Origin of the sequence: Streptomyces sp. NPDC020489 (assembly GCF_044386545.1) — a bacterium.
Classification (GTDB): Bacteria; Actinomycetota; Actinomycetes; order Streptomycetales; family Streptomycetaceae; genus Streptomyces.
In genome coordinates, this window is the sequence record NZ_JBIRUZ010000009.1 from 258,527 (window position 1) to 273,374 (window position 14,848).

Below are 14,848 nucleotides of genomic sequence, written 5' to 3' on the forward strand. Positions count from 1 at the left end.
CCCGCCCGACGCGTCGACCTACAGGAAGGTCCGCCCCTCGCCGCGGTACGTGGGCACGGTCGCCGTCACCGCGTCCCCCTCGACCAGATGCAGCACCTCGAACCGCTCGCACAGCTCACCGGCCTTGGCGTGCCGGAACCACACCTTGTCGCCGATGAGCAGGTCGTCGGCGGGGGAGCCCAGCAGCGGGGTCTGCACCTCGCCGGGCCCCTCCTGGGGGTCGTACTTCAACCCCTCGGGCAGGTACGGAACGGGCAGCCGGTCCCGCCCAGGCGCGCCGGAGGCCGGGTAGCCGCCGCCGAGCACGGTGACGACACCGACCCCGGGCCGCCGTACGACGGGCTGCGCGAAGAGCGCGGCCGGACGCCCGCTGAACGACGTGTAGTTGTCGAACAGCCGCGGCACGTACAGCCCCGACCCGGCCCCGATCTCGGTGACGGCGTCCTCGGCGGCGGTGGTCTGCACGCTGCCCGTGCCGCCGCCGTTGACGAACTCCAGGTCCGGCACGACGGACCGCACCGCACGCACCACCGCGGCACGCCGCTCGGCGAGTTCCCTGCGCGCGGTGGCCTGCATCAGCCGCACGGCACGCGACCGGAACGGATGCCCGGCGACGGAGTCGCCCACCCCGGCGATATGACCCTCGTACGCCATGATGCCGACGACCTTGAACCCGGGCCGCCGGGCCACCGCGCGGGCGAGGTCGGCGACCTGGGCGGGGGAGTGCAGCGGGGAGCGCCGGGCACCGACCCGGACCCTGCCGCCGAGAAGCTTCAGCGCGGTGTCCAACTCCAGGCAGACACGCACCACTTCGCTGCCGCCGTCCCGGGAGCGGTCGATGAGGTCGAGCTGGGCGACGTCGTCGACCATCACGGCGACGGCGGCGGCGAGCTTGGGGTCGGAGGTCAGCTCGGCGTATCCGGCGCTGTCGGCGGACGGATAGGCGAGCAGGATGTCGTCGAAGCCGGAGCGGGCCAGCCACAGGGACTCGGCGAGGGTGAAGGACATCAGGCCCGCGAAACCGTCCCTGGCCAGCACCCGTTCGAGGAGCGCCCGGCACCGCACGGACTTGCTCGCCACGCGGATCGGCTTGCCGCCGGCCCGGCGGACGAGATCGTCCGCGTTGGCGTCGAAGGCCTCCAGATCCACGAGGGCGAGGGGAGCGTCGAGGTGGGCGGTGGCCCGGTCGTACCGGGCCCGGTCGGCGGCGCGCGCAGTCATGGACGCAGCCTGCCAGACAGGATTACCGCAGGGTAGGGGGACGTTCCGGGCTAAAGCCCCGGGCTCGTGGACTGGTTCCCGTACGGCCGCGGACAACCCGTAGAGTGACGCGCACGCACGTGAGGACGGCACGGCCCGTGACCGGGATGCCGTTCGACCCGTGTGGGTATGCGTGCCCTGGGCGGGCCTCTTCGCGCCGGGCACCACGACGGACCCGGGGACAAGGGAAACGGGGGGCGCATGAGCACGGAAGCGCGGCACGCCTCCATCCCCCCGCGCCCCACGACGCCTCCCCGCCCCACCGAACCACCGACCACGGGCACCGAGCCGACCGGCCCCGCCCGCACCCCGGCCGCCCCCGAGGACCACGCACCGGCCTCGACCCCGGGACGCCCCCCGGTGCCGCCGATGCCGACCACGCGACCGACGCCCGGTCCCACACCCGACGGCACGGACGCGGACGGCGACGGACAGCCGCGCGGCTCCCGGGTGCCGCCCGCGCGAGAGGGCTTCCCTGGACGGGCCGCCCCGGCCGGTGACATGGGGGGCTCCCTTCGACGCGGCGCCCCGACCGGTGACGCGGGAGGCGGCGCGCCCCGACGCGGCGGTCCGGTCGACCCGGCGCGTGACCCGGCAGGCTCGCCCCGCCCTGGCGGCCCCGCGGAAGCGGCGCGGGACGCCACCTCACGGAACCTGCCGCCCGGATTCCCGCGTCTGCGCGTCCCGCCCCCCGCGGACCCCGCGCCCGCCGACCCCGGCCCCCAGACCCCGCCGAGGGTCTCCGCACGCTTCCCGGACGCGGCGCCGAGCGCCCCCGAGGACGCGCGACGGGACCGCACGGCGCCCCGCCGCGACGGCTCAGCCCCGGGCACGAGCGCGGAGACCGCCTTCCGCCCGCGCCCGTACGCGCCCGAGCCGGACGCACCCCGGACCACCTCCACCCCGCAGAGCCGCCCCACGCCACCCCGCCCGTCCGGCGGGCCCACCACCCCGCCGGCTCGCCCCATGCCTCCCGCCACGCCACCTCGCCCGTCCTCCGCACCCGCCGACCGTTCCGCGACCCCGCAGGGTCGCCCCGCCCCGCCCCGGCCGTCCTCCGCGCCCGCCGGTTCCTTCGGCCGTGGCGCGCCTGCCGTCGGTGAGCCGTCGTCGCGGCAGCCCGACCCAGCCCTCTCCGGCCGTGGCGCGTCTGCCGTCGGTGGGCCGTCGTCGCGGCAGCCCGACCCAGCCCTCTCCGGCCGTGGCGCGTCTGCCGTCGGTGAGCCGTCCTCGCGGCAGCCCGACCCGGCCCTGTCCTGGAACGCTCCGCCGGCACCCCGTGACCCGCAGGGCGGCGGGCGGCCCGTCGTATCGTTCGGGGAGCCCGAGGGGTACGACGAGCGGGCCCGGCCGCGCGTGCTCGGTGGGCGGCGGCTGCGGGCGGCCGGTGTGGCCGCCTGTCTCGTGCTGGGACTCGGACTCATCGGCGGCGCGGTGACCGGCAGCTGGCTCGTCGGGGACTCCGCGGCGGCCGGCACGGACAGCACCTTCGCCGCGGCCGCGGGGATGTGGCACAGCGTCCCCGTGGACCGGCTCTTCCCGCCCACCCTGGAGGGCCAGGGCGCCGGACCCGGCGGTGCCGACCGCACCTGGACGCGGATCGCCGTCGCCCCGGACAGCGGCTGCGCGAACGCCTTCGACCCACTGCTGCGCAAGGCCCTCGCCCCGGTCGGCTGCCAGCGCCTGCTGCGCGCCACCTACACCGACGCCACCCAGAGCCATGTGACCACCGTCGGCCTCCTCTTCACCAAGGCGGACGCCGCCGGCATGACCGCGCTCGGTACCCGGTTCGACAAGGAGGGCCTCGGCCGCCGGGCTGACCTCATGCCCCGGCCGTACGCCGCCAAGGACACCGTCGCCGCCGACTTCGGCACCAAGCAGCGGGCCTCCTGGGCGATCTCCGTCCTCACCGACGCCCCCGTCGTCGTCTACGCCGTCTCCGGCTGGGCAGACGGCCGCGAGGTCGACGAGCCGCAGCCCGCCGAGGAGGTCATGCGGCCCGACGCCGACTCGGACATCGCCCAGGCCGGTCTCGGCCACGAGGCCCAGGGCCTCGCCGACCGGGTCGAACGCGGCCTGCGCAAGACCGTCAGCTCGGCCACGGAGCAGCCTTCGTGAACCCCATGACCCGCCGGACCGGCCTCCTCAGCGCCCTCCTCGCCGCCTGCCTGGCGCTCGTGCCGCCCACCGCGGCGCACGCCGACGGCATCCGCGCCCAGCAGTGGGCCCTCGACGCCATGCACACCCAGGAGGCCTGGCAGACCACCAGGGGCAAGGGCGTCACCGTCGCGGTCCTCGACACCGGGGTCGAGGAGGACCACCCCGACCTCGTCGGCAACGTCCTCGACGGCAAGGACATGGTCGGCTTCGGGGCCGGCCGCGGCGATCGGGCCTGGGCCCGGCACGGCACCGCGATGGCCGGCATCATCGCCGGTCACGGACATGGCGTCGGCAACGGCGACGGCGTCATGGGCATCGCCCCCGAGGCCAAGATCCTCCCCGTGCGCGTCATCCTGGAGGACGGCGACCCGGCCCGCGGCAAGGCCCGCAACACCCGCGGCAACGCCCTCGCCGAAGGCATCCGCTGGGCCGCCGACCACGGCGCCGACGTCATCAACCTCTCCCTGGGCGACGACTCCAAGTCCGCCCACCCCGAGCCCGCCGAGGACGAGGCCGTGCAGTACGCCCTGAAGAAGGGCTCCGTCGTCGTGGCCTCCGCGGGCAACGGCGGCGACAAGGGCGACCACATCTCCTACCCGGCCGCCTACCCCGGGGTCATCGCCGCGACCGCCGTCGACAAGTACGGCACCCGCGCCTCCTTCTCCACCCGCCGCTGGTACGCCACGGTCAGCGCCCCCGGCGACAAGGTCGTGATCGCCGACCCCGACCACAAGTACTACGAGGGCTGGGGCACCAGCGCCGCCGCCGCCTTCGTCTCCGGAGCCGTCGCCCTGGTCAAGGGGGCCCACCCGGGCCTGACCCCGGCCCAGATCAAGCAGCTCCTGGAGGACACGGCCCGCAACGCCCCGGTCGGCGGCCGCGACGACTCCCGCGGCTACGGCTTCGTCGACCCGGCCGCCGCGATCAAGGCCGCCGCCAGGCTGAAGCCGGAGGGCCTGCGCTCGGCGTCCTACGGCAAGAAATACTTCGGCCCCGGCCCCGACAGCGCGGAGGCGGACGACGACTCGGCCGGCTGGGCGGCCCCGGTGGCCGGCGGCGCGGGCGGTCTGCTGCTGATCGCGGCGGTCACGCTGTGGCGCGGCCGCCGAGAGCGGTACGAGGACTTCTAGGGCGTCACCGGGAGACGGCCGCGGAGGCCGAGGACGCCGCGCTCCCGTCCGTGAACACGGACACCGCCGCCCGCGCCGCCGCCTCCACGAGCGCGATCCCCCGCTCCTTCGTGGCGTTGCCGTTCGAGAGCACCACCACGAGACAGTCGGTGCCATTCGCGGTGGTCACGCGTCCGATGCTGTTGATGTCCCACAGCCCGGTCGTGGACCGCGGCAGCCAGCCGTTCTTCAGCGCCCACGCCGAGCCGTCCGCCGCGGCCGAGACGCCCCAGTGCTGGTCCGCGGCGATCCGCCCCATCAGCGTCCGGAGATACGTCCGGGACGCCTCGCTCAGCTCCGAGCCGTCCCCGAACACCTGCCGGAGCAGCGTGAGCTGGTCCGCGGCCGTGGTCCGGGTGAGCCCCCACAGCATCCCGTCGCCGCCCTCGGTGCCGGTGAGCCCCAGCCGCTCGTTCGCCGCGTCGAGACCCTCCGCCGCACCGATGAGCCGCCACAGCGCGGACGCGGAGGCGTTGTCGCTGCTCTCGATCATCGCGGAGGCGTACGACTTCTCGGCCGCCGTCAACTGCCGCCCATCGTCCTGCGCCTGGAGAAGCAGCGCCGCCAGGATGTCGACCTTGACGATGCTGGCCGTGTCGAAGACACCGTCCCCGTACGTGGCGCTCTGCCCGGAGTCCAGCTCGAGCACGGCCACCGACAGCTCGGCGGCGTCCGGTACGGTCACCGCCGCCATGGCGTCGGCCAGCAGCGCGTCGAGATCCGCCACCGGCTCCGCCGATGCCTCCGCCACGGGCTCCACCGTTGCCTCCCCACCCGCCGGCCCCACGGTCGGCGACGCGCTCGACGATACGGAGGCGGTGCCGGAGTGCGCCCGCGCCTGCACGTACACGGTCCCGCCGGCGGTGGCGCCGACGATCGCCACCGAGGCGAGGGCGGTGGACATCAGTGTGTGCCGGCGGGCGCGGGCGCGGTGGCCGCGACGGGCTCTGGAGGACTCCATGCCCGTGATGCTCGGGGGGCCGACTGTGCGGGCCGTTAGACGGACGTTAGAGGTGTGTCAGGGAAATCTGAGATTTCGGTGAGGGGCGTCACGCGCAGGTTTCCGGGGCCGCACAAGCCCAGCAGCAACACCCCTATAGGGTCGGTGACCGTGGCGAACAAGAACATTCCCGACCCCGGCTTCTCCGACGACGACGGCTCCGCCGACCCCCGGCTGAGCGCGGCGCTCGCCGCCTGGGCCGAGGACCGCACGGCCGTGGGACCGGTTCTGGAGGCCCTCAAGGGCGCCCGGCTGCTCGTCCCCGTGGTGGCGGTGCTCGGCGAGGTCGAGGAGGACGAGAACGGACTGCGCCGCGAGAAGACCAGCGACATGGCCGTCCCCACCCTCAAGGCCGGCCCCCGCACCGCCCTGCCCGCCTTCACCTCCACCGACTCCCTCGCCCGGTGGGACCCCGCCGCCCGCCCCGTGGCCGTACCCCTGCACCAGGCACTCCAGGCCGCCGCGCACGAGAAGGCGGACACCGTCGTGCTGGACCTGGCCGGACCGGTGCCGTTCGAGCTGACCGGTCCCGCGCTGCTCGCCCTCGCGGAGGGCCGTACGACCACGGACCCGCTGGCCGACCCCGCGGTCCTGGCGGCGGTACGTGCAGCCGTCGCCGCCGAGAGCGCGGTGGAGCGGGCGTACCTCGGACCGGGGGAGGGCGACGGCACCCTCGCCCTGGTCCTCTACCCGGGGACGCCGGAGGACGTGAGCGTCCACGCGGTCGCCCGGCGCCTGGCCGCCGAGGAGACACTGCGGGCCCGCCTGGTGCGCGGCCTCGACCTGGCACTGCTGCCGGCCGGGGCGACGCCTCCGGGCGAGCCCTTGTTCGTGCGGTGAGGTGCGGTGAGGTGCGGTGTCCGCGCGGCCGGTGAGGGCCGCGGGCACCCGCCTCGGGGCGCAGGTGCGGTGAGCGCCTAGCCGTAGACCGGGCCGGTGTACTTCTCGCCCGGGCCCTGGCCCGGCTCGTCCGGGACGAGCGACGCCTCGCGGAAGGCCAGCTGGAGGGACTTCAGACCGTCGCGCAGCGGGGCCGCGTGGAAGGAGCTGATCTCGGTCGCGCTGCCGTCCAGCAGGCCGGCCAGGGCGTGGATCAGCTTGCGGGCCTCGTCGAGGTCCTTGTACTTGTCGCCCTCCTCGGTCAGACCGAGCTTCACCGCGGCGGCGCTCATCAGGTTCACGGCGACCGTCACGATCACCTCGACGGCGGGGACCTCGGCGATGTCGCGGGTCATCTCGTCGAAGTCGGCGGGGGACTCAGGAGGGGTCTCACTCATGTCCCACACGATAGGCCCCGGTGCAGGCCGGTTAGCACCACCCCCGGGTTGCTGCTAACCTTGTGTAACGACCGGCTGGACACTCGCGTGCCCGGCCCACAAGTGGAGGCTCCGATCTCCCACCTGACCGTCCTCCGGGACGGCGGGTCACCCCGGTCAGGCGGCCACCATCGTTCCGTACGGACGATGGAGTCGCCCGAATGTGCGCCCCGCGATCATCGCGGCGGTGCTCCGGCAGTGCTTTGGAGCCCCGTCTTGTGATCGTCCGGGGCATTTTTTGTGCTTCGGCGCGGTTAGGTCTGTCTAGAAGAGACAAACGCGGCTGTCCGCCAGACCGCCGTGTGGTGCTAACCGAGGAGGATCCATCAGCGCCGAGCCCCGCATCAACGACCGGATTCGCGTTCCAGAGGTGCGACTTGTCGGTCCCAGTGGCGAGCAGGTGGGCATCGTCCCGCTGGCCAAGGCACTGGAGCTTGCGCAGGAGTACGACCTGGACCTGGTCGAGGTGGCGGCGACCGCCCGTCCGCCTGTGTGCAAGCTCATGGACTACGGGAAGTTCAAGTACGAGTCGGCCATGAAGGCCCGTGAGGCGCGCAAGAACCAGGCGCACACGGTCATCAAGGAGATGAAGCTCCGGCCGAAGATCGACCCGCACGACTATGACACCAAGAAGGGTCACGTCGTCCGGTTCCTCAAGCAGGGCGACAAGGTCAAGATCACGATCATGTTCCGTGGTCGCGAGCAGTCCCGGCCGGAACTCGGCTACCGACTGCTGCAGCGGCTCGCGGAGGACGTGGCCGACCTCGGGTTCGTGGAGTCGAACCCGAAGCAGGACGGCCGCAACATGATCATGGTCCTCGGTCCGCACAAGAAGAAGACCGAGGCGATGGCCGAGGCCCGTCAGGCGCAGGAGGCCCGCAAGGCCGAAGCGAAGGCGAACCCCGGCAAGTCGCAGAACGCCGCGGACCCCGACGCCGTCAACGCGGACGCCGAGGTCGACGAGGCTCCTGCCGAGGCTCCCGCCGAGGCGTGATCCCGGGGGACGCGAGTCCCACAGGATGTAACCGATACAAGAGCGACGCTCCACCGCGTGCCCGGTTTCGCGACCGGGCACCGGAGCGCCACCCAGAGGAGAGAACGGCGCTATGCCGAAGAACAAGTCGCACAGCGGTGCCAGCAAGCGCTTCAAGATCACCGGCTCCGGCAAGGTGCTCCGCGAGCGCGCCGGCAAGCGCCACCTGCTCGAGCACAAGTCGTCCCGCGTGACGCGTCGCCTGACCGGCAACGCCGAGATGGCCCCGGGCGACGCCGCGAAGATCAAGAAGCTTCTCGGCAAGTGACGTACGCGGCGCGTGATCGGTAGACGATCTCCCCGCGCCGTACGTCTGGACCGGGACCCCATCGATTCCGGGCCGTGTGAGTCCCACCACGGCCCCGCTACAAGGAGTTAAACAAGTGGCACGCGTCAAGCGGGCAGTCAACGCCCACAAGAAGCGCCGGGCGATCCTCGAGGCGGCCTCCGGCTACCGCGGTCAGCGTTCGCGCCTGTACCGCAAGGCCAAGGAGCAGGTCACCCACTCGCTGGTCTACAACTACAACGACCGCAAGAAGCGCAAGGGCGACTTCCGTCAGCTGTGGATCCAGCGCATCAACGCCGCTGCCCGCGCCAACGGCATCACGTACAACCGCTTCATCCAGGGTCTGAAGGCCGCGAACATCGAGGTCGACCGCAAGATCCTGGCCGAGCTGGCCGTGAACGACGCCACCGCGTTCGCCGCGCTGGTCGAGGCCGCGCAGAAGGCGCTGCCGGACGACGTCAACGCCCCCAAGGCGGCCTGACGCCGCGGATGGCCTAGAGCCGACGTGACTGTGCGGACCCGCGGGTTGTTGCCCGCGGGTCCGTTGCGTTGAACAGATGGTGAAAGTGAGTCCGATGAGTGCTGCCCCTGAGCTGATCTCCCCTCGTTCCCCCCGCGTCTCCGCCGCCCGGCGGCTCGCGCGGCGGAACTTCCGGGGGAAGGAGCGGCTGTTCCTGGCCGAGGGGCCGCAGGCCGTCCGGGAGGCGGCCGGGCACAAGGACACACTGGTCGAGCTGTTCGCCACGGTCGACGCCGCGGAGCGCTACGCCGACATCATCGGGTCCGTCCGCGGCACCGGGGCGCGGTTCCATCTCGCCTCCGAGGACGTCATCGCCGACATCTCCACCACCGTCACCCCGCAGGGGCTCGTCGGGATCTGCCGCTTCCTCGACACGCCCTTCGAGGAGATCCTCGCCGCCCGGCCCCAGCTGGTCGCGGTCCTCGCGAACGTGCGTGACCCCGGCAACGCCGGGACCGTCCTGCGGTGCGCCGACGCCGCCGGGGCCGAGGCCGTCGTCCTGACCGACGCGTCGGTCGACCTCTACAACCCCAAGGCCGTACGGGCCTCCGTGGGGTCGCTGTTCCATCTGCCGGTCGCCGTCGGGGTGCCCGTCGAGGACGCGGTCCAGGGGCTGAAGGACGCCGGGGTGCGGATCCTCGCCGCCGACGGGGCCGGGACGGACGACCTCGACGACGAACTCGACCAGGGGGCCATGGGCGGGCCCACCGCCTGGGTGTTCGGCAACGAGGCCTGGGGGCTCCCGGAGGAGACCCGCGCGCTCGCCGACGCCGTCGTGCGCGTTCCGATCCACGGGAAGGCCGAGAGCCTGAACCTGGCGACCGCCGCCGCCGTATGTCTCTACGCGTCGGCCCGTGCGCAGCGCGCCCCCGGAGGGTGCCGCTCCGTCACCCGCGGCTGAGCCCGGCCGCCGGATCGCCGCCGGGCCCACCCTTCGGGCGGACGGCGGGAAACCGGCGGCAGGGGCTAGTAGGGTGACCAGCTCGGGGGCCCCTCAGCCGTCGTGAGAGGTGGGGTACGGGGATGAGTGTCGGCACGAGCAGCGCACCGGGAGCACGGGACGCGCGGCAGGGGGCCGCGCCCGGTCCCGGCGATCCCGCGGGGCTCGGCATCGACCCCGACGTACTGCCCGACGGACTGGTCGTCGCCGACGAGCACGGCCGGGTCATCTGCTTCAACGCCGCCGCCGAACGCATCACCGCCCTCCCCGCCGCCGAAGCCCTCGGACAACGCCTCGACAAGGCCCTGCCGTTAGAGGACCTGGAGGGGCGCCGCTGGTGGCAGGTGACCGATCCCTACGGCGGTCTGGCCATCCGGCGCCGGCAGCCCGAGCGGAACCTGCTCCTGCCCGGCGGCCACGAGGTCCTCGTCTGCGCCCAGTACGTGCGCACCGAACCCACCGGGCCCGTGCACCGCGTCGTCGTCTCCCTCCGGGACACCGAGGCCCGCCGCCGCACCGAGCGCAGTCACGCCGAGCTGATCGCCACCGTCGCCCACGAGCTGCGCTCCCCGCTCACCTCCGTCAAGGGCTTCACCGCGACCCTGCTCGCCAAGTGGGAGCGGTTCACCGACGACCAGAAGCGGTTGATGCTGGAGACCGTCGACGCCGACGCCGACCGGGTCACCCGGCTCATCGCCGAGCTGCTGGACATCTCGCGCATCGACTCCGGACGCCTGGAGGTGCGGCGGCAGCCCGTCGACATCGGGGCAGCCGTGGGGCGGCACATCCAGGCGTACGTCGCCGCCGGGCAGACCGCCGACCGGTTCCTGCTCCGCATCGAGCAGCCGCTGCCCATGCTGTGGGCCGACCCCGACAAGATCGACCAGGTGCTCAGCAACCTCCTGGAAAATGCCGTGCGCCACGGCGAGGGAACGGTCACGATTGACATCACGCCCTCGGCGTCCCCCCGCGAGGGAGAGGACGTCGGCACGTCGGTCACGGTGAGCGACGAGGGGTCCGGCATCCCGGAGGAGTCCATGAACCGCGTCTTCACCCGCTTCTGGCGGGGCAGCAAGCGCGGCGGCACCGGCCTCGGGCTGTACATCGTCAAGGGCATCGTCGAGGCCCACGGCGGCACCATCACCGTCGGCCGCGCCCCCGAGGGCGGCGCCGAGTTCCGATTTACGTTGCCCGTGGCGGCGCCGGCGTATCTCGCCTAGCGGCCCACGGGCGCATGCGTACACCCTCACCCCGTTAGACTCGGCCTTTGGCACCTTTGTGTCCTGCACACGGCTTGAGCGCCGGTCACGGGGACCATCCGCCAGCCAATCGGAAGCACGGGAAGAGATGTCGGCACCGAACAAGTCGTACGACCCTGTAGAGGTCGAGGCCCTGAAACCGGAAGAGATCGAGCGCATGCGGGACGAGGCGCTCGCCGCCTTCGCCGCCGCGGACTCCCTCGACGCGCTCCAGGAGGCCAAGGTCGCCCACACCGGCGGCACCTCGCCGCTGGCCCTCGCCAACCGCGAGATCGGAGCCCTGCCCCCGCAGGCCAAGGCCGCCGCCGGAAAGCTCGTCGGACAGGCCCGCGGCGCCGTGAACAAGGCCCTCGCCGGCCGGCAGGCCGAGCTGGAGGCCGAGCGCGACGCGCGGGTGCTGGTCGAGGAGTCGGTGGACGTCACGCTGCCCTACGACCGCGTACCGGCCGGCGCCCGCCACCCGCTCACCACGCTCTCCGAGCGCATCGAGGACGTCTTCGTGGCCATGGGCTACGAGGTCGCCGAGGGCCCGCAGGTCGAGGCCGAGTGGTTCAACTTCGACGCGCTCAACATCGGCCCGGACCACCCGGCCCGCGGCGAGGCCGACACCTTCTTCGTGCAGGGCCCCGAGGGCGGCACCGAGTCCGGTGTCGTGCTGCGCACCCACACCTCGCCCGTGCAGATCCGCTCGCTGCTGAGCCGTGAGCTGCCGGTGTACGTGATCTGCCCCGGTGTCGTCTACCGCACCGACGAGCTGGACGCCACGCACACCCCGGTCTTCCGCCAGGTCGAGCTGCTGGCCGTCGACGAGGGCCTGACCATGGCCGACCTCAAGGGCACCATGGACCACATGGTCCAGGCCCTGTTCGGCGAGGGCATGAAGACCCGGCTGCGGCCGAACTTCTTCCCCTTCACCGAGCCGTCCGCCGAGATGGACATGGTGTGCTACGTCTGCCGCGGCAAGTCCGTCGGCAACCCCGACCGCCCCTGTCGCACCTGCTCCTCCGAGGGCTGGATCGAGCTCGGCGGCTGCGGCATGGTCAACCCCAAGGTGCTCACCGCCTGTGGCGTCGACCCGGAGAAGTACAGCGGCTTCGCCTTCGGGTTCGGCATCGAGCGGATGCTGATGTTCCGCCACAACGTCGAAGACATGCGAGACATGGTCGAGGGTGACGTCCGGTTCACCCGGCCGTTCGGGATGGAGATCTGATGCGGGTCCCGCTTTCTTGGCTGCGGGAGTACGTCGACCTGCCGGCGACCGAAACCGGCCGTGACGTCCAGGCCAAGCTCATTTCGGCCGGCCTCGAGGTCGAGACCGTCGAGCACCTCGGCGCCGACCTCAAGGGACCCCTGGTCGTCGGCCAGGTGCTGACCATCGAGGAGCTGGAGGGCTTCAAGAAGCCCATCCGCTTCTGCACCGTCGACGTCGGCCAGGCCAACGGTACCGGCGAGCCCCAGGAGATCGTCTGCGGCGCCCGGAACTTCGCCGTCGGCGACAAGGTCGTCGTGGTCCTGCCCGGCGCCACCCTGCCGGGCGGCTTCTCGATCTCCGCGCGCAAGACGTACGGCAAGACGTCCCACGGCATGATCTGCTCCGGCGACGAGCTGGGCATGGGCGACGACGGCAGCCACGGCATCATCGTGCTGCCGCCGGAGACCGAGGTCGGCAAGGACGCCATCGAGCTCCTTGAGCTGGTCGACGAGGTCCTGGACATCGCCGTCACCGCCAACCGCGGCGACTGCCTGTCCATCCGCGGCGTCGCCCGTGAGACCGCCATCGCCTACGGCCTGCCGCTGCGCGACCCGGCGCTCCTCGACGTCCCCGGCCCGAACGCCTACGGCTACCCGGTCCAGATCGCGGAGCCGCTCGGCTGCGACCGCTTCACCGCCCGCACGGTCAGCGGCCTCAGCCCCGAGGCGCGGTCCCCGCTCTGGCTGACGCGCCGGCTTCAGAAGGTCGGCATGCGCCCGATCTCGCTCGCCGTCGACGTCACCAACTACGTGATGATGGAGCTCGGCCAGCCGCTGCACGCCTACGACCGGAAGCTGGTCCAGGGCACCATCGGGGTGCGCCGGGCCGGTGCGGGCGAGGAGATCGTCACCCTTGACGGGGTGAAGCGGAAGCTGCACGCCGAGGACCTGGTCATCACCGACGACCGCGGTCCGATCGGCCTCGCCGGTGTCATGGGCGGCGCCAACACCGAGATCGCCGACCACGAGGAAGGCGAAGGCACGACCGACGTGGTCGTCGAGGCCGCGCACTTCGACGCGGTGTCGATCGCGCGTACCGCCCGCCGGCACAAGCTGTCCTCCGAGGCGTCCCGGCGCTTCGAGCGGGGCGTCGACCCGGCCGCCGCCGCCGCGGCCGCACAGCGGACCGTCGACCTGCTCGTGCTGCTCGCGGGCGGCACCGCCGACGCGGGTGTCACCGAGATCGCCACGCCATCCGCGCCGCACACCATCACCATGCCGGCGAACCACCCGGACAAGGTCGCGGGCGTGGACTACGGCCGTGAGACGGTCGTGCGCCGCCTCCAGGAGGTCGGCTGCGACGTGTACGGGCAGGACGAGCTGATCGTCACCGCCCCGTCCTGGCGTCCCGACCTCGCCGAGGTCAACGACCTGGCCGAAGAGGTCATCCGGCTGGAGGGCTACGAGAACCTGCCCTCCACGCTGCCCAAGCCCCCCTCGGGCCGCGGCCTGACCCACCGCCAGCGGCTGCACCGGCGTGTCGGCCGGGCGCTGGCCGGTGCCGGGTACGTCGAGGCGCCGACCTACCCCTTCCTCGGCGAGCAGGTCTTCGACCAGCTCCTGCTGGAGGCCGACGACCCGGCCCGCCGGGTCGTGAAACTGACCAACCCGCTCAACGACGAGGAGCCCGCGCTGCGCACGTCGCTGCTGCCGGGCCTCCTCGGCGCGCTGCGGCGCAACGACGGCCGCGGCTCGCACGACCTGGCGCTCTTCGAGACCGGCCTGGTCTTCGTCCCGCGCGAGGAGCAGCGGGTCGCCGTCTCGCTGCCCGTCGACCGGCGCCCCACGGACGAGGAGCTCGCCTCGCTGGACGCCGCGCTGCCCGAGCAGCCCCGGCACGCCGCTGTCGTGCTCGCCGGTGCGCGGGAGCAGGCCGGCTGGTGGGGCAAGGGCCGTCCGGCGGACTGGGCCGACGCGATCGAGGCGGCGCGGGTCGTCGCCCGTGAGGCCGGCGTCGAGCTGATCGTGCGCGGCGGACAGTACGGGCCGTGGCACCCGGGGCGGTGCGCCGAGCTCGTGGTGGTCGCCGAGGGCGGGGAGAAGGTCGTCGGCCATGCCGGTGAGCTGCACCCGCGCGTGCTGAAGGCCTTCGGCCTGCCCGCCCGCACCTGCGCGATGGAGCTGGACCTGGACGCGCTGGAGGCGGTCGGCGACGACACGCCGCAGGCACCGGGCATCTCCACGTTCCCGGTCGCCACGCAGGATGTGGCGCTGGTCGTGGACCGGTTCGTGCCGCACGTCGACGTGGAGGCCGCGCTGCGTGAGGGCGCGGGCGAACTCCTCGAGGCGATCCGGCTGTTCGACGTGTACGAGAACGCGGAGCAGCTGGGCGACGGCAAGAAGTCGCTCGCGTACGCGCTGCGGTTCCGGGCGGCGGACCGGACGCTGACGGTCGACGAGGCATCGGCTGCCAGGGACGCCGCGGTGGCCCTGGCGGGCGAGCGTACGGGAGCGGTCCTGCGCGGCTGATGTCGTGTGCCGGGTGCGGGTGAGCTGTGGCTGGTCGCGCAGTTCCCCGCGCCCCTGTGGGGGCGAGCCCCCACACCCCCATCCGTTACCTCACTCGTTTGAGTGAGAACTCCCAGTGATCTGGTCCTTCCGGGTCATGCTGTCGACAGAATCGGACCGGCCCTTCGGGGTCGGTCCTTCTGTGC

General features: G+C 73.0%; 12 protein-coding genes and 1 pseudogene. 10 read left to right on the forward strand and 3 right to left on the reverse strand.

Annotated features, from left to right (window positions below; translation table 11 throughout):
• Window positions 1-18: 18 nt before the first annotated feature.
• Window positions 19-1,221 carry an alanine racemase gene (locus tag ACH41F_RS25170; RefSeq protein WP_391242028.1) on the reverse strand — a complete coding sequence of 401 codons (1,203 nt, stop codon included), beginning with the start codon at window positions 1,219-1,221 and terminating at the stop codon, window positions 19-21.
• Window positions 1,222-1,461: 240 nt separating this feature from the next.
• On the opposite strand from ACH41F_RS25170, the gene ACH41F_RS25175 reads away from it, so the two are divergent.
• Window positions 1,462-3,378 carry a hypothetical protein gene (locus ACH41F_RS25175; RefSeq protein WP_398837628.1) on the forward strand — a complete coding sequence of 639 codons (1,917 nt, stop codon included), beginning with the start codon at window positions 1,462-1,464 and terminating at the stop codon, window positions 3,376-3,378.
• A 5-nt stretch (window positions 3,379-3,383) separates the two neighbouring features.
• The gene (gene mycP, locus ACH41F_RS25180) at window positions 3,384-4,550 is read left to right on the forward strand and encodes a type VII secretion-associated serine protease mycosin (RefSeq protein ID WP_398837717.1); all 1,167 of its coding nucleotides are present in this window, start codon (window positions 3,384-3,386) and stop codon (window positions 4,548-4,550) included.
• Window positions 4,551-4,554: 4 nt separating this feature from the next.
• Here mycP and ACH41F_RS25185 read toward each other — a convergent pair whose 3' ends face one another.
• The gene (locus ACH41F_RS25185; RefSeq protein ID WP_398837630.1) at window positions 4,555-5,550 is read right to left on the reverse strand and encodes a serine hydrolase; all 996 of its coding nucleotides are present in this window, start codon (window positions 5,548-5,550) and stop codon (window positions 4,555-4,557) included.
• A 150-nt stretch (window positions 5,551-5,700) separates the two neighbouring features.
• On the opposite strand from ACH41F_RS25185, the gene ACH41F_RS25190 reads away from it, so the two are divergent.
• Window positions 5,701-6,429: an SseB family protein gene (locus ACH41F_RS25190; RefSeq protein ID WP_398837631.1), complete on the forward strand. Its 729-nt coding sequence runs from the start codon at window positions 5,701-5,703 to the stop codon at window positions 6,427-6,429.
• A 77-nt stretch (window positions 6,430-6,506) separates the two neighbouring features.
• Here the strand turns inward: ACH41F_RS25190 and ACH41F_RS25195 are convergent, their stop codons facing one another.
• Window positions 6,507-6,866: a DUF1844 domain-containing protein gene (locus ACH41F_RS25195; protein ID WP_391242040.1), complete on the reverse strand. Its 360-nt coding sequence runs from the start codon at window positions 6,864-6,866 to the stop codon at window positions 6,507-6,509.
• A 339-nt stretch (window positions 6,867-7,205) separates the two neighbouring features.
• On the opposite strand from ACH41F_RS25195, the pseudogene infC reads away from it, so the two are divergent.
• The 7 genes and pseudogenes from infC to pheT all read left to right on the forward strand — a co-directional run bounded on the left by infC (window position 7,206) and on the right by pheT (window position 14,663).
• A pseudogene (gene infC / locus ACH41F_RS25200) lies at window positions 7,206-7,899 on the forward strand (translation initiation factor IF-3).
• Window positions 7,900-8,011: 112 nt separating this feature from the next.
• Window positions 8,012-8,206: a 50S ribosomal protein L35 gene (gene rpmI / locus ACH41F_RS25205; protein WP_003977225.1), complete on the forward strand. Its 195-nt coding sequence runs from the start codon at window positions 8,012-8,014 to the stop codon at window positions 8,204-8,206.
• Between the two features lie 115 nt (window positions 8,207-8,321).
• Window positions 8,322-8,705, forward strand: a complete 384-nt coding sequence (gene rplT / locus ACH41F_RS25210; RefSeq protein ID WP_391242043.1) for a 50S ribosomal protein L20 — start codon at window positions 8,322-8,324, stop codon at window positions 8,703-8,705.
• Between the two features lie 94 nt (window positions 8,706-8,799).
• Window positions 8,800-9,645, forward strand: coding sequence for a TrmH family RNA methyltransferase (locus ACH41F_RS25215; RefSeq protein WP_398837633.1), 846 nt, complete (start codon window positions 8,800-8,802; stop codon window positions 9,643-9,645).
• Between the two features lie 122 nt (window positions 9,646-9,767).
• Window positions 9,768-10,904: an ATP-binding protein gene (locus ACH41F_RS25220; RefSeq protein WP_391242049.1), complete on the forward strand. Its 1,137-nt coding sequence runs from the start codon at window positions 9,768-9,770 to the stop codon at window positions 10,902-10,904.
• Window positions 10,905-11,031: 127 nt separating this feature from the next.
• Window positions 11,032-12,153 carry a phenylalanine--tRNA ligase subunit alpha gene (pheS, locus tag ACH41F_RS25225; RefSeq protein ID WP_398837635.1) on the forward strand — a complete coding sequence of 374 codons (1,122 nt, stop codon included), beginning with the start codon at window positions 11,032-11,034 and terminating at the stop codon, window positions 12,151-12,153.
• Window positions 12,153-14,663: a phenylalanine--tRNA ligase subunit beta gene (gene pheT / locus ACH41F_RS25230; protein WP_391242055.1), complete on the forward strand. Its 2,511-nt coding sequence runs from the start codon at window positions 12,153-12,155 to the stop codon at window positions 14,661-14,663. The genes pheS and pheT overlap by 1 nt, the downstream gene beginning before the upstream one ends.
• Window positions 14,664-14,848: the final 185 nt, after the last annotated feature.

Excerpts from the sequence above, each read along its gene's own strand:
- ACH41F_RS25170 (WP_391242028.1), bottom strand. The coding sequence starts at position 1,221 with ATGACTGCGCGCGCCGCCGACCGGGCCCGGTACGACCGGGCCACCGCC.
- ACH41F_RS25175 (WP_398837628.1), top strand. The coding sequence starts at position 1,462 with ATGAGCACGGAAGCGCGGCACGCCTCCATCCCCCCGCGCCCCACGACG.
- mycP (WP_398837717.1), top strand. The coding sequence starts at position 3,384 with ATGACCCGCCGGACCGGCCTCCTCAGCGCCCTCCTCGCCGCCTGCCTG.
- ACH41F_RS25185 (WP_398837630.1), bottom strand. The coding sequence starts at position 5,550 with ATGGAGTCCTCCAGAGCCCGTCGCGGCCACCGCGCCCGCGCCCGCCGG.
- ACH41F_RS25195 (WP_391242040.1), bottom strand. The coding sequence starts at position 6,866 with ATGAGTGAGACCCCTCCTGAGTCCCCCGCCGACTTCGACGAGATGACC.
- rpmI (WP_003977225.1), top strand. The coding sequence starts at position 8,012 with ATGCCGAAGAACAAGTCGCACAGCGGTGCCAGCAAGCGCTTCAAGATC.
- ACH41F_RS25215 (WP_398837633.1), top strand. The coding sequence starts at position 8,800 with ATGAGTGCTGCCCCTGAGCTGATCTCCCCTCGTTCCCCCCGCGTCTCC.
- ACH41F_RS25220 (WP_391242049.1), top strand. The coding sequence starts at position 9,768 with ATGAGTGTCGGCACGAGCAGCGCACCGGGAGCACGGGACGCGCGGCAG.
- pheS (WP_398837635.1), top strand. The coding sequence starts at position 11,032 with ATGTCGGCACCGAACAAGTCGTACGACCCTGTAGAGGTCGAGGCCCTG.
- pheT (WP_391242055.1), top strand. The coding sequence starts at position 12,153 with ATGCGGGTCCCGCTTTCTTGGCTGCGGGAGTACGTCGACCTGCCGGCG.